Annotated in this window: 23 protein-coding genes and 1 pseudogene; 13 read left to right on the top strand and 11 right to left on the bottom strand. The window is 54.6% G+C overall.

Going from position 1 to position 25712, the window contains the following annotated elements; translation table 11 throughout:
- Positions 1-552: 552 nt before the first annotated feature.
- The 3 genes from I5192_RS04195 to I5192_RS04185 form a co-directional block, all read right to left on the bottom strand.
- On the bottom strand, positions 553-1197 hold the full coding sequence (locus tag I5192_RS04195) for an IS6 family transposase (RefSeq protein WP_370644389.1): 645 nt from the start codon (positions 1195-1197) through the stop codon (positions 553-555).
- A 307-nt stretch (positions 1198-1504) separates the two neighbouring features.
- Positions 1505-2314, bottom strand: coding sequence for a phytanoyl-CoA dioxygenase family protein (locus tag I5192_RS04190; RefSeq protein ID WP_255612042.1), 810 nt, complete (start codon positions 2312-2314; stop codon positions 1505-1507).
- Between the two features lie 4 nt (positions 2315-2318).
- A complete protein-coding gene (locus I5192_RS04185; protein ID WP_223117830.1) occupies positions 2319-3377 on the bottom strand; it encodes an L-idonate 5-dehydrogenase in 1059 nt (352 codons plus the stop codon).
- Between the two features lie 69 nt (positions 3378-3446).
- Between I5192_RS04185 and I5192_RS04180 the strand changes: the two genes are divergently transcribed.
- Positions 3447-4214 carry an SDR family oxidoreductase gene (locus tag I5192_RS04180; protein WP_223117829.1) on the top strand — a complete coding sequence of 256 codons (768 nt, stop codon included), beginning with the start codon at positions 3447-3449 and terminating at the stop codon, positions 4212-4214.
- A 47-nt stretch (positions 4215-4261) separates the two neighbouring features.
- Here I5192_RS04180 and I5192_RS04175 read toward each other — a convergent pair whose 3' ends face one another.
- Genes I5192_RS04175 through I5192_RS04155 form a run of 5 tightly spaced genes read right to left on the bottom strand, consistent with a single transcriptional unit; the run spans position 4262 to position 9196 of the window.
- Complete coding sequence (locus I5192_RS04175) at positions 4262-4852, bottom strand: LysE family translocator (protein WP_223117828.1); 591 nt, start codon at positions 4850-4852, stop codon at positions 4262-4264.
- Positions 4853-4868: 16 nt separating this feature from the next.
- On the bottom strand, positions 4869-5792 hold the full coding sequence (locus I5192_RS04170; protein ID WP_223117827.1) for a 2-hydroxyacid dehydrogenase: 924 nt from the start codon (positions 5790-5792) through the stop codon (positions 4869-4871).
- Entirely contained in the window at positions 5785-6633 is an 849-nt protein-coding gene (locus I5192_RS04165) for a fumarylacetoacetate hydrolase family protein (RefSeq protein WP_223117826.1), read from the bottom strand. Before I5192_RS04165 ends, I5192_RS04170 begins: the two co-directional genes overlap by 8 nt.
- Before the next feature lie 11 nt (positions 6634-6644).
- Positions 6645-8441, bottom strand: coding sequence for an IlvD/Edd family dehydratase (locus I5192_RS04160; protein ID WP_170635306.1), 1797 nt, complete (start codon positions 8439-8441; stop codon positions 6645-6647).
- Complete coding sequence (locus I5192_RS04155) at positions 8438-9196, bottom strand: SDR family oxidoreductase (RefSeq protein ID WP_170396183.1); 759 nt, start codon at positions 9194-9196, stop codon at positions 8438-8440. Before I5192_RS04155 ends, I5192_RS04160 begins: the two co-directional genes overlap by 4 nt.
- A 190-nt stretch (positions 9197-9386) precedes the next feature.
- On the opposite strand from I5192_RS04155, the gene I5192_RS04150 reads away from it, so the two are divergent.
- A complete protein-coding gene (locus I5192_RS04150) occupies positions 9387-10271 on the top strand; it encodes an NAD(P)-dependent oxidoreductase (RefSeq protein ID WP_223117825.1) in 885 nt (294 codons plus the stop codon).
- On the top strand, positions 10268-11236 hold the full coding sequence (gene denD, locus I5192_RS04145; protein ID WP_223117824.1) for a D-erythronate dehydrogenase: 969 nt from the start codon (positions 10268-10270) through the stop codon (positions 11234-11236). Before I5192_RS04150 ends, denD begins: the two co-directional genes overlap by 4 nt.
- Here denD and I5192_RS04140 read toward each other — a convergent pair.
- Positions 11233-11883: a GntR family transcriptional regulator gene (locus I5192_RS04140; RefSeq protein WP_170396177.1), complete on the bottom strand. Its 651-nt coding sequence runs from the start codon at positions 11881-11883 to the stop codon at positions 11233-11235. The two genes, denD and I5192_RS04140, sit on opposite strands and share 4 nt — an antisense overlap.
- A 197-nt stretch (positions 11884-12080) precedes the next feature.
- Between I5192_RS04140 and I5192_RS04135 the strand changes: the two genes are divergently transcribed.
- From I5192_RS04135 to I5192_RS04090, 10 genes and pseudogenes are all read left to right on the top strand, one after another.
- On the top strand, positions 12081-13094 hold the full coding sequence (locus I5192_RS04135) for a TRAP transporter substrate-binding protein (protein ID WP_170396175.1): 1014 nt from the start codon (positions 12081-12083) through the stop codon (positions 13092-13094).
- Between the two features lie 79 nt (positions 13095-13173).
- Complete coding sequence (locus I5192_RS04130; RefSeq protein WP_223117823.1) at positions 13174-14343, top strand: mandelate racemase/muconate lactonizing enzyme family protein; 1170 nt, start codon at positions 13174-13176, stop codon at positions 14341-14343.
- Between the two features lie 16 nt (positions 14344-14359).
- Positions 14360-15202 carry a TRAP transporter small permease subunit gene (locus tag I5192_RS04125; protein WP_255612041.1) on the top strand — a complete coding sequence of 281 codons (843 nt, stop codon included), beginning with the start codon at positions 14360-14362 and terminating at the stop codon, positions 15200-15202.
- Complete coding sequence (locus tag I5192_RS04120; protein ID WP_170403499.1) at positions 15202-16824, top strand: TRAP transporter large permease subunit; 1623 nt, start codon at positions 15202-15204, stop codon at positions 16822-16824. The genes I5192_RS04125 and I5192_RS04120 overlap by 1 nt, the downstream gene beginning before the upstream one ends.
- A gap of 10 nt (positions 16825-16834) precedes the next feature.
- The gene (locus tag I5192_RS04115) at positions 16835-17785 is read left to right on the top strand and encodes a phytanoyl-CoA dioxygenase family protein (RefSeq protein ID WP_223117822.1); all 951 of its coding nucleotides are present in this window, start codon (positions 16835-16837) and stop codon (positions 17783-17785) included.
- Between the two features lie 24 nt (positions 17786-17809).
- Positions 17810-19312 carry a UxaA family hydrolase gene (locus tag I5192_RS04110; protein ID WP_223117821.1) on the top strand — a complete coding sequence of 501 codons (1503 nt, stop codon included), beginning with the start codon at positions 17810-17812 and terminating at the stop codon, positions 19310-19312.
- Positions 19309-20313 (top strand): Gfo/Idh/MocA family protein, encoded by a 1005-nt coding sequence (locus I5192_RS04105; protein ID WP_170733458.1) that lies wholly within the window; start codon positions 19309-19311, stop codon positions 20311-20313. Before I5192_RS04110 ends, I5192_RS04105 begins: the two co-directional genes overlap by 4 nt.
- A 106-nt stretch (positions 20314-20419) precedes the next feature.
- Positions 20420-21340: pseudogene (locus I5192_RS04100) on the top strand (NAD(P)-dependent oxidoreductase); the annotation flags it as partial.
- Between the two features lie 3 nt (positions 21341-21343).
- Positions 21344-22225, top strand: coding sequence for a DMT family transporter (locus I5192_RS04095; protein WP_170635315.1), 882 nt, complete (start codon positions 21344-21346; stop codon positions 22223-22225).
- Entirely contained in the window at positions 22222-23085 is an 864-nt protein-coding gene (locus I5192_RS04090; protein ID WP_170733460.1) for a sugar kinase, read from the top strand. The genes I5192_RS04095 and I5192_RS04090 overlap by 4 nt, the downstream gene beginning before the upstream one ends.
- On the opposite strand, the gene I5192_RS04085 is transcribed toward I5192_RS04090, so the two are convergent.
- Complete coding sequence (locus tag I5192_RS04085; RefSeq protein ID WP_223117820.1) at positions 23072-24268, bottom strand: mannitol dehydrogenase family protein; 1197 nt, start codon at positions 24266-24268, stop codon at positions 23072-23074. The genes I5192_RS04090 and I5192_RS04085 overlap by 14 nt on opposite strands.
- Positions 24269-25612, bottom strand: a complete 1344-nt coding sequence (gene uxaC / locus I5192_RS04080; RefSeq protein WP_223118261.1) for a glucuronate isomerase — start codon at positions 25610-25612, stop codon at positions 24269-24271.
- Between the last annotated feature and the right edge of the window lie 100 nt (positions 25613-25712).

Genomic DNA, 25712 nt, shown 5'->3' with positions numbered 1-25712 from the left:
TTATTTTAGTTGCTAAAATTAATAGCCGAATAGATATTGTCAACAAAAGTTTCAGGCAAGTTGGTTTCTCTGTGAGATAACCCCGCACCACTGCAGATTTATCGACCAAACGGCGAAATCCGTATCTCTGATCAGTAGCGCAAATCACAACAAGCGCAGCTGTCTTGTTCCTGCGCATCGCAAACATGAAGCCAATCGTCGCCCTGTTCGTTGAGGAAGTGGTTCCCAAATTACTTCGCCAAACACCTCGCAGTTAGCTGCGTGGTATAGTTAGGTTCATCCGCTTTTGCGCGTCCAATTCTGGCTTGTATTGAACAACCAATCTCAGAAAATTGCCCCATTTCCACAACTAGCGGCGCGGATCATGAAGCCCGTCATTCGTCAGATGAGTGGATTCTGGCAATCCAAGCGTGGATAACCGCACGACAAATAATAGCGCGAATATCCGAGTATCATCTTACAACGAAACGCTGGGTGGGTCCTAGGCTTCAAACTCCATTGGTGCTGTCAGACAAATTCGAACCAGTCTCAATTTGACTCAAAATCGTGAACCTATCCGGAACAAAGTTGACGCCACTCGTCAAGAGCGGCGGTTCGCGTCAGCTTGAAGGAGTCTCGGCTGGTGAGGGATATTTCCTGGTTAAAGTGGTTGTATACGTAGGAATGGTCGGAAGCGAAATTCTGTAAACTTCGAATGCGCCTTAAACCCTGGATCGCGCGCTCGCGTTGTTGATACGGCAGGTGCGAGTTCTCGATGCGGTTGTTGAGCCACCTGCCCGTCGGTTGTTTTTCGAGCGTGCCCAGCTCTCTGACCGCGACTCTGTGTCCGGCGAAGCGAACCGTGACGACGGTTTCCGCTTTACCGCATCGCTTCATCAATTTCTTGAGGAATTTCAATGCTGCAGCTTTGTTTCGACGTTTGATGACAACTGCTTCCAGCACTTCGCCCTCATGATCTACGGCCCGCCAGAGGTAATGTTTCTTGCCATTCAACTTCACGAAAAACTCGTCCACCTGCCACTTCCATTTCGAGAATGCACGCAGTTGTTGCACCCGCTTTTGTCTGATCTCAGAGGCGAAGATCGGACCGAACCTGTTCCACCCATATCGGACAGTTTCGTGGCTCACGTCGATGCCTCGCTCGTGCAGCAGATCTTCGACATTCCGAAGCGAGAACGGGAAACGGATGTATAGCATCACCGCAAGGCGGATGATCTCTGGGCTGGTTTTGAAGTACTTGAAGAGGCAGGTCTGGTCATGCGCAAAAGCTACGCAACACCCCTACCCCGCTTAATCAAACTTCTTCTGACAAGACCAAACAGAATGCCTTATGAGCTAGCGATGAATAGTCTAATTTCGAGCTTGCCGTAGACGACCTCTTCAGCTTTTTGCCCGATGGAAGAAAAGCTGAGCGACGATGGTAACCCTTGTAAGTCCACCAGTTTTCGCGATTCAGGTCTGCTTCCGGGTCGATGTAGCAATGGTTCTTGGCATGCCAAGGGCGTCACTTCACTCCGGCGAAGAGTATTTGTTTCTTGCGGTCTGCATCCCTTTGACACAAAACGAAATCGTTCTCATGCAAAAAGCCCTGAGGGGAGGACGCAAGTAAGAAATGCCCAAAATCATCTCGCCCTGCGACTAGCGCAACCAAAGTTTTCACGCCATTCTGCTGTTTCATTGAAGGCTTTATGAAACGCAACGCCGCACCGATGCGTCTATCGTCTGTGTTATTGGGCCCGGATGCGTGAAAGAGATGCCCGTGATGCATGGATGCCTGCCCCGCACGCAATTCGGCAGCAACTGCATCATTTTCGTTCACATCGACTGCGATTTCCTGCCCACGTGATAACAGATTGTTTTCGCTGAAAGTGTCCACGTGAGGCACGATACGGCTTTTGTGGCTGCCAGGAACAAACTTCATACACCCGCTTTGCTCGGACGCTTCTGAAATCGCAACCCAACAGGTAACCTCTTCAGCATCATCCAATCCCCAATAGGTCAAGTCTTGGTGCCAAGAGACTATCTTCGATGATCGCGCTTCTTTTACGAAAAGTGCACCGCTCCAAACCATGAGGTCCGGCCCTAACACCGTTGAAGCAGCCTCAATCAGCTTCGGATGGCGAAGTAGTGCATCGAATGATGGTATCAGCCTGTCCGGATAAGAATATAGAAGCTTAAGTTTATCTGGGTCGTCTCTGAGAATGCGCTCAGCTTTCTCAAAATCATTGCGCAGCGCTTGGACCTCAGAAACTGTCAGGATATCCAGCGGAGCTACGAAACCGTCACTTTCATAAGTCTTTGCAATATCACTCATTCGTCTATCCATCGTCATTTTCTGGAAACGTTAACTGCACCTTCATTGATTGGGTTCGATCAGACGCGACCTCGAAAGCAGTGATGGCCTCGCCAACCTCGAAGGAATGCGTCACCAACTGGTTGACGTTTATTAGTCCGCTTCGCATCATCTCGACCGCGACTGAGAACTCGGAATGGAAACGGAAAGACCCGCGAAGCACTATCTCTTTTGCAGTCAACGCCTGCATCGGCACAGTCATATCTCCGCCCAGACCAAGCTGAACCAATGTTCCACCCGGTCGCAAGCATGCGACGCCAGAAGCCAGAGCCGATTGAGCACCGGAACACTCCAGTTGTACATCAACCTGACCCTTGTCGTTTTCAAACTGCTCCAGTTTTTGCGGATCGGTGTAGGTGTTGATGACATCGTCTGCCCCGCATTCACGCGCCAGAGCGAGGGTCTGGTCCGAGATATCCGTCGCCACTATTCTGGCCGCCCCAGAACGACGCGCCGCCAAGATCGTGAGGCAGCCGATTGGACCGCATCCCGTGATAAGTACCGTTTTACCTAAGAGGCTCCCGGCTTGCTTAATCGCGTGCAAACAGACCGCCAAAGGTTCGGCCATAGCGGCCTGCGCAGGACTTAACCCATCTGCTGGAACGCATTGACTGGCTTTCGCTACGAGTTTGCTTTGAAAAGCGCCTTGGATATGCGGGAACGGCATCGCGCTGCCATAGAACTTCATATCAAGACAGTGGTTTTGCTGCCCGTTCAGACAATAAATGCAGGATTGGCAAGGTCGGGATGGAGAAACTGCAACCAGTTGACCTAAATGCAACCCCTGCACACTTGACCCAACTCTCACTATTTCCCCGGCGATTTCGTGTCCAAGCACCATCGGTTGACGCAACTTGATCGCGCCGAAACCACCGTGGTTATAATAATGCAGGTCAGAGCCGCAAATCCCTCCCGCGCGCATGGCAATCAAGACTTCGTCTGGCCCCACGTCGTGCACATCCCGGTTTTCCAACCTCAGATCTTTTGCGGCATGGATAACAACAGCAACACTGGCCGAAGACATTGCACGGACTCCCTATACAGATTGCCAAAAGATACGGATAGTCGGTGCTGACAACCAAGGGATTTTTGCATGACGCTTGAAATGTTTAGCCTAGAGGGAACACGCGCGCTCGTAACAGGCTCTAGCCAAGGCATCGGATTTGCGTTGGCTTGTGGTTTGGCTGCCGCCGGTGCGCAGGTCGTTTTGAACGGGCGCGATGCCACTAAACTAGCGTCAGCAGCATCCGAGCTGAGCGAAACAGGTGCCTCGGTACGCGAACTTTCGTTCGATGCAACCGATCATGAAGGTGTCCGATCTGCCGTCGACGACTTTGAAGCAAAGGTCGGCCCGATAGACATCCTGATAAACAACGCCGGAATGCAACACAGGACGGAGTTACAGGATTTCCCCGCTGATGCCTTCGAGCGCCTGCTACAGACAAATGTAGCGTCCGTCTTTCACGTCGGTCAGGCTGTGGCACGGCACATGATTGAAAGAAAGTCTGGTAAGATAATTAACATCGCGTCGGTTCAATCCGCATTAGCAAGACCGGGTATTGCGCCTTACACAGCGACAAAAGGCGCCGTGACCAATCTTACAAAAGGAATGGCAACTGATTGGGCTAAGTATGGTCTAAACTGCAATGCCATTGCGCCTGGATATTTCGATACGCCTTTGAACGCCGCCTTGGTTGCCGACCCAGAGTTTAGCTCATGGCTTGAGAAACGTACCCCGGCCGGTCGCTGGGGCAGTGTAGAAGAACTTGTCGGCGCCGCCATTTTCCTTGCTTCCCCTGCATCCAGTTTCGTCAATGGTCATACTCTCTATGTCGATGGTGGAATAACGGCGTCACTTTGATCTGCAGCTTTCAATCGTCTGCTAAGTAAGACCGACTTAGATATCGTTCATAGCGCCGACGCCAAGGCAATCACCACAACCACCATTAATGAAGCGGCCATCGCAATATTGATCCTTTGATGCGATCTCTCGCTTAAATCAAGGCTACCCAGCTTTGCGCCAGCACCCAGCCAGATCATGTGCACTGGCACCCAAATCATATTGAATACTACGATTTTTGTGACGACCTCCCAAACGGGCGCATCGGGCAAAAAGGCAAACCCTGAAAACAATGCTGTGCCGACCACGTAAGCCTTGGGATTAATGAACTGAAGTGTCAGACCGTTCGCAAAACCAAGCGGCGAAACCGCAGGAGAAAATCCGACCTTTGAGCCGGCGCTGGCAATACGCCAGGCGAGAAATACCAAATACCCGACAGAGGCGAATAGCAACAAAGTTCTAAGCACCGGTACAGCCAAAGCGACCGCAGCGACTCCAGAGACAACTAACATCATGTTGATGAACCCGCCCAGCATCAGACCAGCCACAAAGGCGAGTCCAGCTCGAAAACCAAATGCTGATCCAATACCCGCGGTTGTTAGAACACCCGGGCCCGGCGTAACTAGCAGAAAGAAAACCGCGACAGCAAACTCAAACACTTTTCAGATTGGCCTATTACAGATCTCTGCATTCCGGCACAGCTGTGATCACCGATCCGTCCTTATGGTGTTGCAGCAGATTGTCGACAGTCAGGTCACCCATTGCTGCACGCGTCTCAAAAGTCGCGCTACCAGCGTGAGGGAGCAGAACGACATTGGACAACTCGCGCAATGCTTTTGGAACGCGCGGTTCGTCCTCGAAGACATCAAGCCCTGCCCACCCGAGCTCACCGTTTTGCAATGCACTAATTAAGGCAGTTTCGTCAACAACCGAACCTCGACTAACGTTTATCAGAGTGCCGTCTGCCCCCAACGCGCGCAACACCTCAGCGTTGACCAGCTTATTGGTCGACGGGCCGCCGGGCGTGATGCATATGAGGACGTCCACATGCTCTGCCATTTCAACCAAATTGTCGAAATATCGGTACGGGACATCCTTTTGATTGCGGGTGTGATATGAGATTTCGGGTGCCCACGGCTCCAACTTATCAACAATCGCCTGACCAATGCGACCAAGACCAAGAATGCCTATTTTTTGATTGTCCGCTGATCGCGTCAAAGGGGCATTACCTTCAACTTCCCACCGTCCGGACCGTACGTAATTATCGTCACGTATGAGCTCTCGATAACATGACAGCAACAGCAGAACGGCGGTGGTTGCGACTTCTTTGTTCAACACATTGGGCGTGTGCGTCACAACAATCCCACGCTCAGCCGCAGCACTTGCGTCGACGGCGTCGTAACCGACTCCATAGACGCTGATCATCTTAAGATTACTGAGTGAAATCATTAGGTCATGCGGAACGCCATCATGCCCGTTCGTTACGATATGCGTAATACTTTCCGCGTTGAAATCGTCCAATTGATGAATATTGAACACTGAAGACAGGCGTTCTCGCATCCGTTCAGTGATCCCTCCGATTTGCAACAAGTCAGTCATCTTGGCCGACCTTTTGCCGCTGAACACCAAGCCCATCGATACGAAGCTCCATGACGTCGCCTTTTTTCAGATAAACTGGTTCCGGTTTGATCCCCATTCCAACACCGGGCGGTGTTCCGGTTGAAATGACGTCACCGGGGTGCAGCGTAAAAAGTTGGCTTAGATGCTCAATGATCTCGGCAACGGAAAAGATCATCGTGGCGGTATTCCCGGTTTGCATGCGCTGACCGTTTACATCCAGTGACATACCAAGATTCTGGGGATCCGGCACCTCATCCCGGGTCACTAACCACGGGCCGGTAGGGCCATATGTGTCGCAGGATTTTCCTTTGGTCCATTGACCGGTCAGTTGCGTTTGAAAATGCCTTTCCGACACGTCGTTTACGATGCAATAGCCCGCAACATATTGGAGTGCGTCGGCCTTGGAAACGTATTTGGCCGTCTTACCAATGACGACCCCCAGTTCGCATTCCCAGTCGGTATGTGTAGACCCCCGCGGCATAACAACATCATCATAGGCACCTATGACAGCCGAGTTCGCCTTGAAAAAAAGTATCGGATGCTCGGGAATATCTGCGCCGGTTTCTGCAGCATGGTCCGAGTAGTTCAAACCGATGCAAAGAAATTTACCGATGTCACCGACACACGGCGCGATACGAGGGTCACCCTCTACAATTGGCAGGTTGTTCGGATCCAATGACCGCAGGTTATCAAGCGTTCCGTCATCCAACATATCCCCCGTGATATCATTGATATGAGCGGACAGATCCCGCAATTGACCCTCAGAGTCGACCAAGGCTGGCTTTTCCGAGCCCTTGGCGCCGTAACGAACAAGTTTCATTTCTGTTCCTTTTAGTGGTTATCGCGTGGCATGAAGCCTCGCGCGATATCGCGGTAGTTTTCTGCACCCTTGAGCGTCATCCCGCGATCCAACCGATCTACTTTTTCACGGAATAATTCCTGCCAGGGGGATTGGTTGGGCGGGGTTGAATAACCACCCTTTGCCTCCAGATCGCGGGCGCGTTCATGCAGCTCTTCAAGCGAAACCAGCATATCCGCTGTGCCTTTTCCAAGATCGATGCGCAGTCGGTCGCCATTTCGCACCAAGGCCAACCCACCACCCTCTGCAGCTTCGGGTGAGGCATTCAGGATAGACGGACTTCCTGATGTACCGGATTGCCGTCCATCACCGATGCAAGGAAGGGCTTCAATGCCCTGTTTCAACAAATATGCGGGCGGCCGCATGTTCACGACCTCTGCAGCACCAGGGTATCCTTTTGGTCCCGCTCCGCGCATAATCAGTATACAGTTTGCGTCGATGTTTTCTGCAGGATCATCGATCCGATGGTGAAAGTCCTCAGGCCCATCAAACACAACCGCCCTGCCCTCAAATGCATCAGGATCATCCGGGTTCGACAGGTAGGTCTCTCGAAATGCCTTTGAGATCACAGATGTTTTCATAATCGCACTCTCGAACAGGTTGCCCGAGAGATTGATGAACCCCGCCTGTTGCTTAACCGGGCTACTGACAGGCTTGATTACGTCGCTATTCTGAGACCGGCGCGTCGAGCAGTTATCGCCCATCGTCTTACCGTTCACCGTTATCGCATCGGGATGAGGCAGCAATCCAGCATCAAGAAGCTCTCCGACAACGGCGGGTACACCTCCGGCCTGTTGGTAATCTTCGCCCAGATACTCACCCGCAGGCTGCATGTTAACCAACAGTGGAACGTCGTGGCCAAGTTTCTGCCAGTCATCGTTGTTCAATGGAACACCAAGATGCCGGGCGATTGCATTCAGGTGGATCGGAGCGTTCGTCGATCCACCAATCGCAGAGTTAATAACAATCGAATTCTCAAATGCCTGACGTGTCATCACATCGCTGGGGCGTAGATCCTCCCAGACCATGTCCACAATGCGTTTACCCGTTTCATAACTGATTTGACCGCGTTCTCTATACGGGGCTGGAATGGCTGCTGATCCGGGCAATTGCATACCCAAGGCCTCAGCAAGCGAATTCATGGTCGTTGCTGTTCCCATCGTATTGCAATAGCCCACCGAAGGTGCTGCGGCGGCTGCGATTTCCATGAACTCATCGGTGTCAATTTCGTCAGCCGCAAGGTCTTCGCGCGCTTTCCAAATAACCGTTCCCGATCCGGCGCGTTCACCTTTCCACCAACCGTTGAGCATGGGGCCGACCGACAGGGCAATCGCTGGGATGTTGACGGTCGCAGCGGCCATAAGAAGCGCGGGCGTGGTCTTGTCGCAACCAATGTTCAGAACAACGCCGTCAATCGGATACCCGAATAGACTCTCAACCAAGGACAGATAAGCCAGGTTGCGGTCGAGTGACGCCGTTGGCCGTTTACCTGTCTCTTGTATCGGGTGGACCGGTATTTCGATGCACGTTCCCCCGGCGGCGATGATTCCATCGCGAACACGTTTGGACAATTCGATATGATGCCGATTACAGGGGCTCAAATCACTGCCGGTCTGAGCAATGCCAATGATCGGTTTGCCTGATTGCAGTTCCTCACGGGTCAATCCGTAATTCAGGTATCTTTCCAGATACAATGCAGTCATCTCAAGGTTCTCAGAATTCATGAACCACTTGCGAGATCGCAAATCGTTTTTTGATACTTTTGTCATTGGCCTGACCAACCCCCGTCAATTATGTGCGTGTGTCCTGTGGTGAATGCACTTTCATCGCTCGCCAGATAGACGACCAATGCAGCAATCTCTTCTGCTTTCGCTACACGCCCCATAGGCTGTCGCGCCACAAATTGTGCAAGGGCCTCTTCTCTGCTGCCCAGTTGCTCGCCCAACGCATCTACGCGGTCACGCCAACTGGGACTGTCGACTGTTCCCGGACAAATGCAATTGCACCGGATTCCTTTTGTTATGAAGTCCACGGCTACCGATTTCGTCAGCCCGACAACAGCGGCTTTTGTCGTTCCATATACAAAACGATTTGGCGCACCGATTATGGAACCCAGTGCGGAAGACATATTGATTATCGAGCCTCCTCCGCGCTCTAGCATTCCCGGCAATACAGCCTTTGTCGTGCGCACCATTGAGCGCACATTAAGGTCCATGGCGAAATCCCACTCTTCATCGGTTGCATCCAGAATAGTTCCGTGATGCACGAACCCTGCGCAGTTGAACAAAACGTCCGGCTTCGCTCGCGCGACCCCATGATGAATGCTGTCATTATTCGTCACATCCATCTCGAAAATTTCGAGATTTTCGAGATTCTGACCGCGAATCAAATTTAGTTTTTTGGGGCTAATATCCGTCGCATAGACTTTTGCACCCTCTCTTGCCATTGCAATTGCGCTTGCAAGTCCGATCCCCTGTGCGGCGGCTGTGACCAGGACGCTTTTTCCCTTAAGTCTTTCTGACATATAAATATTCCGACCTCAAAAGTGGCGACTGGACAAGTGTTACGTCGTCCCACAGATCAACCGAGAAGCAAAGAAACCTTGGCGGATTTGCAACGACTTCTGGCATGTGGGCACAGAGCCGTTAGCGTATGACAGAGATTTTGGTTTGGCCATAACCATGCGTGGCGCACCTTCGGAAGGACAGTAGATGATGAGCAAGCAGTTCAAAGTGGCTCTGTTGGGAACCGGCCTGATGGGAGCTCCTATGGCGCGGAATATTTTGTGCGCCGAGTTTCCGCTCACTGTATGGAACCGCAGCTTGAAAAAGGCCAAACCGTTGACAGCAGAAGGCGCGACATTGGTGGAAACTGCCCCGCTGGCGGTTTCGGGTGCAGACGTAATAATAACCATGCTCTCGGATGGATACGCGACCGGCGCGCTACTTGCTGACGAGGCTTTCCGCGAGCAACTCAAACCGGGGATGATCTGGATTGATATGTCGAGCGCCAAACCCGAACACGCAAGAGAGCAATCCGCGCAGCTTTCCTCGATGGGGGTGCTGCATCTGGACGCCCCGGTTTCCGGTGGCACCAAAGGTGCCGAAGCTGGCACCCTTGCGATCATGGTCGGTGGCGATCAGGACGTTATGGAGCGCGTGCGACCAGTTCTGACAGCAATGGGCCGGCCTGTGCATGTTGGCCCAAGTGGTTCTGGTCAATTGTGCAAATTGGCCAATCAAACAATTGTCGCTGTAACAATATCGGCAGTCGCCGAGGCGACTCTACTGGCTCAGCAAGGCGGTGCGGACCCCACCGCGTTAAGGGCCGCACTAAAGGGGGGCTTTGCGGATAGTATTATCTTGCAACAACATGGCGAACGCATGTCTGATGGAAATTTTACACCCGGGGGTTTGTCTAAGTTTCAACTAAAGGATTTGGACAACACGCTGGAGGAAGCACGAAGCCTTGGCGTTGAGCTACCTAGCACCCGATCTGTGCGCGACCGTTTCGAATATCTGATAGACGAAATGGATGGGGCCGAACTGGATCATTCAGCTTTGTATCTAGAGCTCAAAAAACGGAACGGAATGCTGTGACGCGGATCCTGATTATAGGCGGCGGAGGAATGCTGGGCCAGAAACTGGCCCATCGCGTGTCGACCCAAGAAACCTTTGGAGCCGATGCCCAAGTCTCACTGTTCGATCTCTCGTTCCCGCCCGACAGTGCGGCAGGTAATCAAATTGTGGGGAACTTGACTGCGTCAGGCATAGCTAAGTCTTTTGCTATGCAGCGGCCAGACGTCATTTTTCATCTTGCAGCTATCGTTTCAGGCCAAGCTGAAACAGACTTTGCGTTGGGTTGGGATGTAAACCTTATGGCAACGTGGGCACTGCTGAACGCACTTAAGGATGAACACGAGGCATCAGGAAACGAGTCCACACCTCGTCTGGTTTTTGCCTCGTCCATAGCCGTTTTCGGGTCACCATTCCCCGAAAAGATAAGCGATGAGTTCCTTTCGGCACCTTTGACAAGTTACGGAGCGCAGAAAGCGGCGGCTGAATTGATGATCACGGATTTCAGCAGGAAAGGATATATCGACGGTATTTCCTTGCGCTTGCCCACTTTGTGTGTGCGCCCGGGCAAAGCCAACGCTGCCGCTTCGTCCTTCTTTTCGGGTATAATCCGAGAGCCATTGAATGGGGATGAGGCTGTCTTGCCAGTTGCCGAAACCGTTCGCCATTGGCACGCCAGCCCCCGCGCCGCTGCGACTTTTTTGACCCACGCAGCAACAATGGACACGCAGCTTTTGAATGACAGACGCGCATTGAACATGCCTGGCGTAAGTTGCACCGTCGCCGAACAAATCGAAGCTCTGCGCAAAGTGGCCGGCCAAGAAGCGGTTGGCCTAATCAGGCAAGAACCCGACGAGACAATCGAACGAATAGTCAAGAATTGGCCGCGAGACTTTCAAACAGATCGCGCTCTGGAGTTGGGGTTCGAAGCGGAATCAAGCTTCGACGAAATCATTCGCGTGTATTTAGAAGACGATTTTCGGCTTTAGTCGCCCATCGTCTTTCCAGTTAGGTGGCGTTCCAGATGATCGTGAATTTTCTCTCGTGTTAACTGCTCATCCCCTGACAATGCTGCTTCAAGTATATCGGCATGGTGTCTTATGTTCTGAGAAATGAATTCAAAGTTCCGGTCTGCAACCATCAACTGCTGCCTGAACTGCGCGTAAACTCGGCTATGCATTTGTTTTAAAGTTTCCGAGCCACAGGCAGAAATAAGTGTTTGGTGAAACTCCTTTTCCGAGGCAAACCATATCTCGATAAGGCCGCTCGGGTCGTCTGTGGCGTGAATGCGTTTTTCGATATGGCTGAGTTTGTGATGTGCGGCCGTCAATCTTGCTTCCCAATCCACCCCGCCATTACGGATCGACATTGCGGTGCCTTCGGCCTCCAACAGAACACGGACGTGCGTCAATTCGATAAGCTTCTGCGGCGAACGCATTGGCACGCGGAAACCTTTTTGTTCCTGAAAGTCCACCAAACCAACAGCGGCCAAACGAAAAAGGACTTCACGAACGGCGCTCGCAGAACAGCCATACACTTTACGAAGTTCTTCAGCCCGCACCTTCGCTCCATGCTCGAATCCATTAGAGATCAGGCGCATCTTAAGATCTTGATAAATATCTATTTCGTCGTTCATTCCAGTATGCACCTTCAAGTTTTGTCCAAGTAGCGTCCTAACCTTATTTTCGAATTATCGCAAGAATCTCGAAATTTTTAGAAATTTCAATTTTTTCTTGTTGCATTCGATTCGTCGGCTTAACGTTTACCTGCGCGACAGCAAAGGAGGCGGCAAGATCTTCCACACCGCGCACGCTCAACGTCTGGGAGGACAATATGAAAATAGTCAAGACAGCGGCCCTGGCGGCCGTAGCCACGACAATGGCAGCCGGTTTCGCGATGGCTGAAACAACGAAGCTTAGAATTCAAACCCATTTTTCGCCCGAAACTCTGTCAGGCCAGATGGCTGCAAAATTCGTTGAAGACATTCAGGAAATGTCGAACGGCGAAATCGAAGTTGAAATGTTCTATTCCTCTTCGGTGGTCAAATCAGTTGAAACCTTCGATGCCGCAGCAACAGGAATTCTGGATTGCGACATGACGGGCGGCGGCTATCAGACCGGTAAAAACCCGGCCTTCCAGTTTGCAGGCGACCTGCTCGGCGGATATCAGAACCCATATCAGCAAATGGCTTGGCTTCTTCATGGCGGCGGAAGAGAAGCTGTAAATGATCTATACAACGGCTACGACATGGAATTCATCGGATGGTGGATTCCCGGGCCAGAGTCGTTGTCTTCGACCAAGCCGATTGCAAAAGTGGAAGACTTCAAGGATTGGAAGTTCCGCTCGCCTCCAGGCCTTGCAACCAAGGTGTTCGCGGAACTTGGTGCTTCTCCGATCGTGATGGACTTCAACGAAATCTTCACGGCTTTGGAAACCGGTATCATTGATGGTGCGGATGCTGCGAACCTGACGAACAACGTGGGCCTCGGTCTGTACGAGATCGCAGGTCACACAAACTATCCCGGTTTCCACTCGATGCCTGCAGATCACCTAGCTTGTCGCAAAGACGTCTGGGAAGCGATGCCCGCGCATCACAAGAAGATCATGGAAGTCGCAATGGATAGCCTGGCATTGCACAATGCCACAATCAATGAGGTGCAGAACGCTCAGACTGCAAAAGACCTGAAGGCAAAAGGTGTTCAGTTGTACGAATGGTCGCCTGAAGACCTGGCAGCGTATCGCGCGGCCGTTCAGGTCGGTTGGACGGAGTTCGCAACGACACCTGAAGCACAGGCGCTTTTGGAAAGCCACATCAACTTCCTGCGTGACCTGGGCGCAATGCAGTAATCAGGCTTCGATCGAACTACGACACACGGAAAGGCCGCACTTGCGGCCTCTCCGGATCGGCGCCGGGATCCAGAACTTCATGAAAATCACCAGAATAATAAGTCATGTACTGCAGTACGACATGCCGGAAGTTCTGGGCTACTCGCAACAGTATTATGACAAGCGTACAACCCATCTGGTCGAGATTCAGACAGATGAAGGGGTAACCGGTTGGGGGGAGTGCTTTGGTCCCGGAAACGTAGCCATTGCGAACAAAACCATCGTGGAAAAGGTAATCCAACCAATGGTCCTTGGCATGGACCCTTTGGACAAAGACGTGATCTGGCACAAGGTGTACAATCTTTTGCGAGACCATGGCCAAAGCGGAATGCCAATACAGGCTTTGTCCGGGGTGGACATCGCACTTTGGGACATCTCCGGCAAAATCTCTGGCCTCCCCCTCCATAAGCTTGTCGGCGGGGCACATCGCGCAAGCGTTCCTTGCTACGGCTACGGCATGATGCTCCGGGATGAACCGATTTCTAATCTTGCAAGCCGTTTTGAGGATGAAGCCGCAAAGATCAAGGCAATGGGATTTACCGCCACCAAAATGAAAACGGGCTTTGGCCCGAAGCCTGATGTGAAACTGTGCGAAGCAGTTAGACGCGGAGTTGGTGAGGACTTTCCTTTTATGGTTGATGCAAACCATGCCTATACGACTTCAGACGCGTTCTTTGTCGGTCGGGCGCTGGAAGAACTGGACGCATATTGGTTCGAAGAACCGGTCGCGCCAGAAGACATTGACGGATACCGCGAACTGCGCACTTCGCTTAAAGTAAACATCTCAGGCGGAGAGGCGGTATTCAATCGCTGGGCATGGCGCAATCTTCTTGAAAACCGTGGCATCGATATCGCGCAGCCAGAGGTTTGTGCTTTGGGCGGTGTTTCAGAGTATCTCAGGGTACTGTCTCTATGCCACGCACATTTCACTCCGGTCGTAAATCACGTCTGGGGTAGCGCCATCGCCGTCGCAACTAATCTGCATTTACTAGCGGCCATGCCCGCAATTCCAGGCGGCTTGCATCCATGGGAGCCGATGCTGGAGTTCGACACAACGGACAACAAGTTTCGGGACGATCTGCTGACCGAACCGCTGGAAATTCAAAATCAGGTCAAGGCCAACAACGGCCGAGTCATGATACCGACTGGCCCCGGATTGGGTGTCCAGCCGGACCGAGACTTTATCGATCACTACAGGATCGAAGGATAAGGACGAGGGTTACGCGATGCACAAGAACTCAGGCGGACTAATTGAATGGCTCATACCGTTGGCCTTCGTCGCAACAGCCAGCTGGCTTGTTTGGCATCTTCCCGCATTCCTATTGGACTGGCTGCCTTACACCTCTGAATCCCTCAAAAGTCAGGTAACTGAAATATATCTTCGCAGCGACGTTACGCCCGAATTGTCTGGCGTATTCGGGGGGTATGTCGACATCATCGACATGGCCGCGCTCGTCCTTCTACCGTTTCTTGCAGTGATTGGTACCAAGACCGTGCGCCCGGCGACGATGGAGTTCGAAGGCTCGACGGTTATGGACCGTTTCGCCTTGTTCATAGGTCGAGTGACGATGATGATGATAGCAATCATGACTGTCGTCATGCTCTACGAAGTCTTCATGCGTTATATCCTGGAGAAGCCGACCGAGTGGGCGAACGAAATGACACTCTGGTTCGCCAGCTTTGTGTTTTTGATGTCTGGCTACTACGCCATGCAGCAACGCAGTCACATTCGAATATTCCTGATGTACGACGCAGTTCCACGTTGGCTTCAGCGCGTTTTTGATACGGTTTCGACTATACTGATCGTGCTATTTGCCTTCTTTCTTGTCTACGGCAGCTACAAACAGGTGTTCGTCAACAAGCTCTACAAATGGGAGCTTTATGGCTCTGCCTTCAATCCTCCGATCCCGGCGACGTTGCAGCCGATGGTGCTGATCGTGATTACGCTCGTCGCAATGCAAGCAATTTTGAACTTGGTCGCGGATTGGAACAAAGAACCGGAAATCCACACAGATGAACCGGACGAAGACGAAATTGAAATGATCAAACGGGCGGTGGGACAAGACTAATGGACATCGGAACAATCTCACTCATCCTGATGGTCGCCCTGATTGTGCTTCTGGCGATCGGGATGCCCTTGGGTCTGGCCTCGGCTTCGCTTGCGGTTCTGGTTCTTGTGCTCAAGTTCGAACCGACACTGCTTTTAAACCCGTTTTCATTCGGCGACGGGATTCTCACCGGTCGGCCAGGGACTGGGCCGCTCTATATCCTGGCGCAGAAGATATACGGGCTCTTAACGGACTACGTGCTCATATCCGTGCCATTGTTTATCTTCATGGCGTCGCTGCTAGAGCGGTCCGGGATCGCGCGCGACATGTATTCGTCGCTGAATGTCTGGCTGTCCAGAACACGCGGCGGCATCGCGATCGTGACCTCGATCATGGCGGTGATCATGGCTGCCATGTCCGGCATCATCGGCGGTGAGGTTGTCCTGCTGGGCCTTATCGCCCTGCCCCAGATGCTGCGCCTGGGCTACGATCAGAATCTCGCGATCGGCGTCATCTGCGCCTCAGGGTCTCTGGGCACCATGATCCCTCCTTCGATCGTTCTGATCATCTATGGGCTGATCACCGAAACCTCGATCAAGTCGCTGTTCACCGCGTCTTTCATTCCCGGCTTCATGCTGGCCTCGATGATCATCCTGTACATCATCATCCGCACGCGGTTGAATCCTCATCACGCTCCGCTGCCGGAACCGGACCCGAACGACCCCGAACCAGCCGAGAAACGCAAACTGTTTGGGGCCTTCATGAGCATCGTTGTCGCCGGATTTTCCACCGTTCTGTTTATCCGGGCCGCGTTTTTCGAGCTCTCAGGCTCGAACGCTGCCAGCCAGGGTGAGCCCGCGAGGCTGGGAACGGCTGACTACCTACCCTGGTTTGCCGGCATCACGATCGTCGCCCTTCTGCTGATTTTCTTCGTCTTTGGCAGACAGCGCGCAAAAATCGGTTGGGAAATGGGCAAGGGTCTCGTCGCGCCGCTGGTTGTAATCGGCGTCGTGCTCGGTTCGATTTATGGCGGGATCACAGGGATCACTGAGGCTGCAGGCATGGGCGCCTTCGCCGTTCTGATCATCGCCATCCTGCGGGGCGAAGGATCGTTCGAGCTGGTTTGGGACAGCTTGATGCGGACGTTAAAATCCACAGGCACCATCATCTGGGTTACGATCGGGGCCGCCGCGCTGGCGGGTGCCTACACCATTGCTGGCGGGCCCCAATACGTGGCCGACCTGATCGTCGGCCAGGAGCTGCCGACCATGTTGGTCATTCTGGTAATGATGCTGATCTTGCTGTTCATGGGCGCATTCATGGATTGGGTCGGCATCGTACTGTTGATCATTCCGGTCTTTCTGCCGATCGTCCTGCGCCTTCCTATCGAGGAAATCGGAGTCTTTGGCCAGTTGGAGCCGAGTCATGTCGCCATCTGGTTCGGCGTCGTGTTCTGTATGAACATGCAGGTCAGCTTCCTCTCGCCCCCTTTCGGCCCGGCCGCGTTCTACCTGAAGTCAGTGGCCCCGCCGCATATCAGCCTAACGGATATCTTCCGCGGCTTCCTGCCATTCATCGGGATCCAGTTGCTGGCGCTTTCCGTTCTTCTGATTTGGCCGGGCATCATCGCGCTGCTGTTGTGAGGTTGCACCCATGCTGACACAAGATCAGATTGGCAAGTTCCAGACCGATGGATACCTCGTGGTTGAGGATGTAATTCCCGGCGATGTCCTGGGTCGGGTGCAAGCGGAATACTCGGATGTCCTGAACCGGCTCTATGACTGTTGGTACGGAAAAGGGCTGGTCAAGGACGAGCCGTCCGGAATGACCTTCTGGGACAAACTTCTGTCCGCCTATCAGGCCGGATGCGACTATTTCCAGCCGCTGGACATCTCGCTGCCCGGCGATCGGATCATGGCGGACACACCGTTCCATATTGGGCCCGCAGTGTTCGACTTGCTGACGGCCCGTCCCATGCTTGACATCGTCGAGCAGCTGATCGGGCCAGAGTTGGTGAGCAATCCAATCCAGCACGTTCGGCTGAAGCCACCTGCCCTGAAGCTGTCCAAGGACGAGGTGCGCGCGCACATCACCGCAACGGACTGGCATCAGGACCGAGCGGTTGCGCTGGAGGATGCTGATCAGACCGACATGGTCACGGTTTGGATTGCCGTCAACGATGCAACGGTTGAAAACGGCTGCCTGCAAGTGCTGCCAATGGCACAAGACCAATCTATCCTGCCACATTGTGCCCGGACGCAGACAGGCATTGCCGACGGGTTCATTGATGAAGGCCGCGCCGTGCCCCTTCCTGTCAAGGCCGGCGGGATCATCCTGTTTCACCCTTTGACGCCACACGCTTCGCTGATCAATAAAACGGATCGGTTCCGCTGGTCGTTCGACATCCGCTTTAGTGCAGCAGGCCAACCGACCGGTCGAGATCATTTCCCCAGCTTCATCGCGAGGTCCAGATCGCGCCCCGAAACCGAGCTGCGAGATTGGCGCGTCTGCAAGTCCAATTGGGAGGCGGCGCGAGCAAGACTGTCCGGCAAGCCGCATATAGATATTCACCGGTGGACATCGGACTCACCGTTCTGCGCCTAGCTGCTGCCGCCAGGAAAGCTGATTATGACTTTTGTACGTTTAGATCGAACGGATAGCGTGGTGGTTGCAACTCGGCACCTGGAGGCCGGCAGTATGGTCGAGGATGTCACGACCAATGCGCGCATCCCCTCGGGGCACAAGGTCGCCACGCGGAATCTTGCGCTCGGCGATCCGGTTAGAAAATACGCTCAGATCATCGGATACGCCACCCAACCGATCGAACCTGGCGACCATGTGCACACCCACAATATCGAGTTCCGCAACACCAGCGTGGACTACGAGTTTGCGACGGATCAAAGACCCACGAAACCTGCCAACTCGGTCGATACGTTCATGGGCTACCACCGGGACAGCGGTCGGGTCGGCACGCGCAACTACATCGCGGTTCTGACCACCGTGAACTGTTCGGCGACTGCGGCCCGCATGATTGCCAACCACTTCACGCCGGACAAGCTGGCCGAGTTTCCGAACGTCGACGGCGTAGTGGCCTTTGTCCACGGAACGGGCTGCGGAATGGCCGATTCCGGCGACGGTTTCGAAGCCCTTCAACGGGTCATGTGGGGGTTTGCAAAACACCCCAACCACGCTGCCGTTCTGATGGTCGGTCTGGGCTGCGAGATGAACCAGATCGACTGGCTGCTGGACGCGTATGGGCTGAAGCAAAGTCCCACCTTCCAAACGATGAACATCCAGAACGTCGCCGGATTGCGTCGGACCGTGGAAATGGGCATCAACAAGATCAACCAGATGCTTCCCATTGCCAATGAGGCGAGGCGCAGCGAAGCCCCGGCGTCCGAACTGATGGTTGCGCTGCAATGCGGTGGCTCGGACGCTTGGTCCGGCGTGACCGCGAACCCGGCGCTCGGACATGCCTGCGATCTGTTGGTTGCGCAAGGCGGCACAGGTGTCCTTGCGGAAACACCCGAAATTTACGGAGCCGAACACCTTTTGACCCGCCGCGCCCTTAGTCGCACAACTGGGGAAAAACTGATCGGACTGATCGATTGGTGGCAGGACTATACCGTTCGCAATCACGGTTCGATGGACAACAACCCAAGCCCCGGCAACAAGCAAGGGGGTCTGACGACCATCCTAGAGAAGTCGCTGGGGGCAGCGGCGAAGGGCGGCACCACCCCTTTGACCGGTGTATTCAAATACGCCGAACCGATCACCGCCAAAGGCTTCACCTTCATGGACAGCCCCGGATATGACCCGGCCTCTGTGACCGGGCAGATCGCGGCTGGGTGCAACCTTGTGTGCTTCACCACGGGACGCGGCTCTGCATTTGGGTCCAAACCGGCACCCACGCTGAAAATCGCTACCAACTCTGAATTGGCAGCACGCATGCCCGAAGACATGGACGTGGATGCGGGCGACATTCTGACCAAAGGCGCCAGCGTCGAGGAAAAAGGACAGGAAATATACCGACGGCTGCTCCAAGTCGCCTCCGGCGCGCGGACCAAGTCCGAGGCGCAGGGCTTGGGTGACTACGAATTTGTTCCCTGGCAAATCGGAGCGGTGATGTGAAACGGATCCTTGTAGCCGGCGGCGGATTAATCGGTATCCGCCACGTCCGCGCCGTGATTGAGCATCCCGGCTGCATGTTGGTCGGGTTGGCCGATCCAGATGGCTCGATCCAGATCGACGCGCCGCGTTTTGCCAGTATGGACGAGGTGCAGGACCCGGTAGATGGCGTCATCATCGCCACTCCGACCCGCCTGCATGCCGAACATGGCATTCTGGCCGCATCCCGCGGTTGGCACATGCTGATCGAAAAGCCGGTTGCCGCGTCGGTCGATGATGCACTGCGCCTGAAGACGGCCGTTCGCCAGGCCAATGTCCGCAGCCTTGTAGGCCACCATCGGCGGTATCATACAATCTTGCAACACCTGAAGGAGGTGATCGCGCAAGGTACGATCGGACAAGTCATCAATGTCTCGTTGCTGTGGGCCATGCGCAAACCCGACAGCTATTTTGAACAGAACTGGCGGACTTCCGATGGCAGCCCAGTCATGATCAATCTGGTGCATGATATCGATGTCCTGCGCTTTGTGATCGGAGAAATCTCGGATGTCGTCGCCCTGCCCGGAGCGCCCATCCGCGGATCGGATAGGATAGAAAGCGGGGCTGTCGCGATCGCATTCGAAAACGGCGCGACGGGCACTATCAGCTTTGCCGATACCGCACCCAGCCCCTGGGGGTTTGAGGCCGGAACCGGCGAGAACCCGAACATCGGCACGACCCATCAGGACATGATCTGGATCACGGGAACCAGTGGCGCTGTGAGTTTTCCTTCCATGACCCTGTGGCGCGGACAGGATTGGGGCACTGCGGCCCAAAAAGACCAACTTACACGACCGGAACAACAACGCGCACCGCTAGAGGTGCAGCTGGATCACTTCCTTGACGTGATCGATGGCGCTCCTCCACTGATTGACGTCGAGGATGCAGCCCGAACGCTCGAGGTCACATCACGGATTGAACAGGGGCTAAAGGCGCGAACGACCCGAGCGCGGGCGCCGGCCTGATGGACATGCGGCCCGGCCAAATGCCGGACCACCCAAAAACCAATGATTATCCACCGGGCAATATGAGCATTAAAAAAGCAAAGCCGCCCGCAACAAACACAAGAATAAAAACCAGACACATTCACGGAAAGGGAAACCAATGAGCAAACCATCAATCGGGTTTATCGGCTTGGGACTAATGGGCGGAGCCATGGTTAGCCGACTGTTGGACCAAGGATATTCGGTCGCTGTATTGGGAAACCGCGACCGCACGTACCTGGACGCCGCGATTGACCGAGGCGCCCGCGAGATGCGAAACGCCCAAGAACTGGCTCAGGCCAGCGACATCGTGATGCTGTGCATGGGCACCTCCGAACAGGTCGAGAGCCGAATGCACGGTGCAGATGGAGTGATTGCGGGATTGAAGTCCGGCGCGATTGTCATCGACTTTGGCACCTCGCTTCCTGGCAGCACACGCGCCTTGGCCGAGGAGGTTGCCGCAGCCGACGGAAGCTATCTTGATGCACCGCTTGGCCGGACACCTTCACACGCGCTAGAAGGCAAGCTCAACATTATGACGTCTGGAGACAAGGCTGCCTTTGACAAGGCCGAGCCGACACTGAAAGATTTGGGCGAAAACGTTTTTTACCTTGGCCCCGTTGGGTCCGGGCACACGATCAAGCTGATCAACAACTTCTTCGGAATGACCGTTGCGAACGCGATGGCCGAAGCCTTTGCCATGGCTGACATCACCGGTGTTGACCGCAAGCAAGTGTATGACGTTATGGCCGCAGGGCCGTTGCATTCCGGAATGATGGATTTTGTCAAAGCCTACGGCGTCGAGAACGACCCAAACCAGCTGGCCTTTGCGATCAAGAACGCAGCAAAAGACCTTGGGTATTATGACCGTATGGCACGCGAGGCAGGCGTTATCAGCTTGATGTCGCAGGGGGCACTTTCGGCGCTGAATGACGCGCGCGACCACGGTCAGGCGGACGACATGGTCAGCCAGATGGTTGACTACTACGTCAAGCGTTTCAACACCTGATCGATGGCCGTCTCCGCCAACCCCACTGCGGACCTGCCGCGCCTTGGCATCGTGCTGATGCTGACGGCGTGGCTATTCTTTTCGCTGGTGGATCTTGGGGCCAAGTGGTTGGCGTTGGCCGGCGTGCCGGCATTTCAGTTGGCGTTCATGCGCTATGCGGGGCACTTCGTGATCTCAGTGGGCGTGATCGCCAAGGGCGGGATAGAGGCCGGTCGGTTCAAGACTGACCATCCATGGCAGGTGATAAGCCGGGCCTTGCTGCTGATCTCGGCGACCGTTTTCAATTTTTATGCCCTACGGTTTTTGCCACTGACCGTTGTGTCGGCAATCATGTTCTCAAGCCCGGTCATCGTGTGCTTTCTGTCCGTCTTTGTATTGAAAGAAAGCGTGGGCCCATGGCGTTGGGCGGCTATCATCCTGGGCTTTCTGGGGGTGTTGGTTGTCGTACGGCCGTTTGGTTCGGCCTTTCATCCGACCATGCTGCTGATCGTATATAATGCCACCGCTTTGGCTTTGTACTCGATTATGACGCGCAGGCTGTCCGGGGTTGTTGCCGTGGACACTATGCAATTCTACCTCGGGCTTACCGGTACGGTGGTCCTGTTGCCGTTCGCCATCTGGTTTTGGGTCCAGCCAGAAAACACGTGGAGCCTGATTGTACTGATCGGCCTTGGTGTGTTTGGTTGGTGCGGGCATCAGCTGCTGACGAACGCGCATCGGTTTGGAACGGCGAACCAGTTGATGCCATTCACCTATTCGTTCCTAATCTACGTGGCAATCTGGGGTTATCTGTTCTTTGACACGGTACCGGACGCATTCACGTTGGCGGGGGCTGCGCTGATCATGGCTGCCGGTCTCATCATCTGGAAAAGAGAAAAGAAATGACGCGAATTGCCTGCATCGGCGAAGCAATGATCGAATTGTCCATGCTGGAAACCGGCGCAAAGGTGGGCGTCGCGGGGGATACGCTGAACACGGCCATCTACATGCACCGTGCCGCGCCTGACCTGCAGGTGGAGTATGTGACATGTCTAGGCGACGACCCGTTCTCAAGGCGTATCGTGGACTTCATCGCCAGTCATGACATCGGAACATCCGGCATCCGCATCATTCCGAACGCCTCTCCGGGACTATACGCGATCACGACATCTGCGGACGGTGAACGCAGCTTTACCTATTGGCGCAGCGAGGCGGCCGCCCGCCAGCTTTTTGCCGATCACGACTTCAGCCCGCTGAACGGTTACGACGTGCTGTACTTGTCAGGGATTTCCGTGGCCATTCTTCCGCATGCAGTCAGGCTTGCGCTTCTGGACTGGCTCGAAGGCTCTTCCGTTCGGTTGGTATATGACAGCAACTTTCGTCCGCGTCTTTGGGACAGCGTCCAACACGCTCGGCAGATTAACCAACGGCTTTGGCAACGTGCAGACATTGCCCTGCCGTCCATTGACGACGAGATGGCATTGTTCGGGGAAAGCGCGGACCAGGTGGCTGCACGCTTTGCCGATCATCACGGTGTCGGTGCGTTGAAACGCGGAGAGAATGGCCCTTTGTCCATCGGTCAGAACACTGACCAAACCTATGAACCTGCCAAAAACGTGCTGGATACGACAGCGGCGGGCGACAGTTTCAACGGTGGGTACCTCGCGGCCTTGCTGATGGGGAAGTCACAGGCCGACGCCCTGATGGCTGGACACAATCTGGCTTCCACCGTTGTTCAGTTCCGCGGCGCGATCATTCCCGGATAAGTGGCGCGAGATCCTCAGCGCCAACGAGACCCAAAAGCAGCGCTACCGGGTCCGGCTGCTTGACGGCCGTGGCAATTTCCGACGCGCAAGGATCGTTCAGCGCCCTGCCCTTTGCGATCTCGGACATGCAAAAAGAGATCCAGGCCCGCATCCCTGCAATCACCGCCTGAGAGCCGGTCTCACGGAGTGTGGGAACAAACCGATACGGCAGCTTCTGGCTGCCATCCATCGCGATTTGGTCCAGACGATGCGCCAGCTCGGGGTTTTCAAAGCGGCGCAACAAAGCCTCGGCATAATCCGGAACCTGTGCTTGCAGTGCAGCGGGCAGCGTTGCGCCCGCATCCTTCATCAACTCAGAAACCAGCGGGCGCAAAACCGGGTCTCGAACCGCTTCGTGGACGTAGGTCATGCCCCGCTCCAACCCGGCATAAGCCAACAGGGAATGGGCACCGTTCAACATGCGCAGCTTTCGCATCTCGTGCGGGGCTACGTCATCGACCAGTTGCACTCCCGGCCAATCCGGGTGCGGACCGGAGAAGCTGTCTTCGATCACCCACTCCGAGAACGCCTCGGTCGGAACAGCCATAGGATCGCCGCTGATTGCGCGAACGGCGTCCGTGGTAGCCGGGGTGATCCGGTCGACCATCGCGTTGGGAAAGCGAACAGAGTCCCAATTCACGTCCAGACCGGCTGCTTCCGCAAAATCGGCAACTGCCGTTTCGAGCGTCTTGCCGTTTTCCATGCGATTGTCACAACTTAGTACCGTTACTGGCCTGCGCCGTTCAGCAAGGCCATAAGCTAAAAACCCGATCAGCGTCGCAGGCCCTTGCCCTGCCAGATCGGCGGCAATCGCCGGGTCCTGAAGGTTCAGCTTGCCCGCGGCGTCCAAGTGATAACCTTTTTCGGTAACGGTTGCCGAAATGATCTCGGCATCCGCCATCACATCGAATATCTCTGCGCGATCCTTGGGCGCGACCAGAACGTCACGCAGAGCTTTGATGCGCCGGACTCCCTGCCCCTGTACGCACAAATCGTACTCGAAACCCTGTCGGGCCAATCCATCCCGAACCGAGGATGAACGCAGGCTGACGCCGACAACGTCCCATCCGCCCGCTTGATCGGTGTAGTCCAGCAAATGCGCCCGGGCGAAGTTTCCAAGACCGAAGTGAAGAATTGTACCCATCTAGCTTTGCAACCCGTAAACCTGTTTCGCCAGATCGACCGCCAGCAATCTCGCCAGATGCTCGGCACTGTCCCGACCGAAATAGCCGCGCGCAACCTGCTCGGCCAGATGAAACGCCACACCCCGTCGCCACAGGTCGTGACGTGCAGGAATGGACAGAAAAGCCCGCGTGTCGTCATTGAATCCGGCCAGATTGTAATATCCGGCCGTTTCAACGACCTGATCGAAATACCGCGCAATCCCGGCTGGGCTGTCGTGGAACCACCAAGGCGGCCCGATCCTAAGGCACGGCCAATGTCCCGCCATCGGGGCCAATTCACGGGCATAGGTGCTTTCGTCCAATGTGAAAAGTATGATGCGCAGTTCTGCCGAGTTACCGACCCGGTTCAATAGCGCCTCAAGGCCCGTGGCCCAATCCATCGCGATTGGAATGTCGGCCCCCTTGTCCCGTCCGAAGTCCCGCAGTACCGCGTGGTTCGTGTTGCGCTTGCTGCCAGCATGTATCTGCATTGTCAGGCCATCATCGACAGACATCTGCGCCATTTCGATCAGCATATGCCCATAGAACCGGCGAGCATCCTGTTCGGTACCTTCCCGCCGTCTCAGCCGCTGGTACAGCGCTTCCGGGTCGTCCAGCCACTCGGTCTTTACGCGTTCGATACCGTGGTCGGTGGCAGTACATCCCAGCTGGATGAAATAAGCCCGCCGCATTCGCAGCGCGTTGAGGTAGCCATCATAGCTGTCCAGATCGCAGCCTGTCAGCTCGGCCAACTTGTTCAGGTTCTGTACGAACTCCGGGTCCGCCCCATCCAAAACCCCGTCTGGGCGGAACGTCGGAACAACCCGCCCGCCCCAACCGCTTGTACGGATCTCCCGATGCTCCACGAGTGCGTCAAGAGCGGAATCCGTGGTCGCCAGAACCTCGATCCCAAACCTGTCGAACAAAGCCCTCGGACGAAATTCGGGTCGCGTCAGCTTTTCTGAGATCTCATCATAAATCAGGTCAGCCGTGCGAGAAGACAACGCCTCAGACACGCCCAGCGTTTCGTGCAGCACGTAGCTTATCCAGATCCGGGATGGCGTTCCCAGAAACAGATGCCAGTGTTCGGCAAAGGTGCGAAAAACGACGCGGGGATCCTTCTTTCGCCCCTCTTCCCCAACGCCAAGTTCGGACAAGGGAACGCCCTGCGAATAGAGCATACGGAACACGTAATGGTCGGGAACCACAAGCAGCTCTGCCGGGTTGAGAAACGGCTCATCGGTTGCAAACCACCCCGGATCGCAGTGACCATGCGGAGACACGATTGGCAGGTCCTTGATGCCCAAGTACAGGTTTTCTGCCATGCCATTCAAATTGCCAGTCAATTCTGCCTCCGATACTGCTGCCCGCAATTGTTAACACAGTTTTTAATGGTTGCATCTTTCCCGTTCGAACCCGCAGACT

The organism is Ruegeria sp. SCSIO 43209 (assembly GCF_019904295.1).
In the GTDB taxonomy this organism is placed as follows: domain Bacteria; phylum Pseudomonadota; class Alphaproteobacteria; order Rhodobacterales; family Rhodobacteraceae; genus Ruegeria.
The sequence above is the reverse complement of the archived record's forward strand: the minus strand, read 5'-3'. Positions and strand labels throughout refer to the sequence as shown.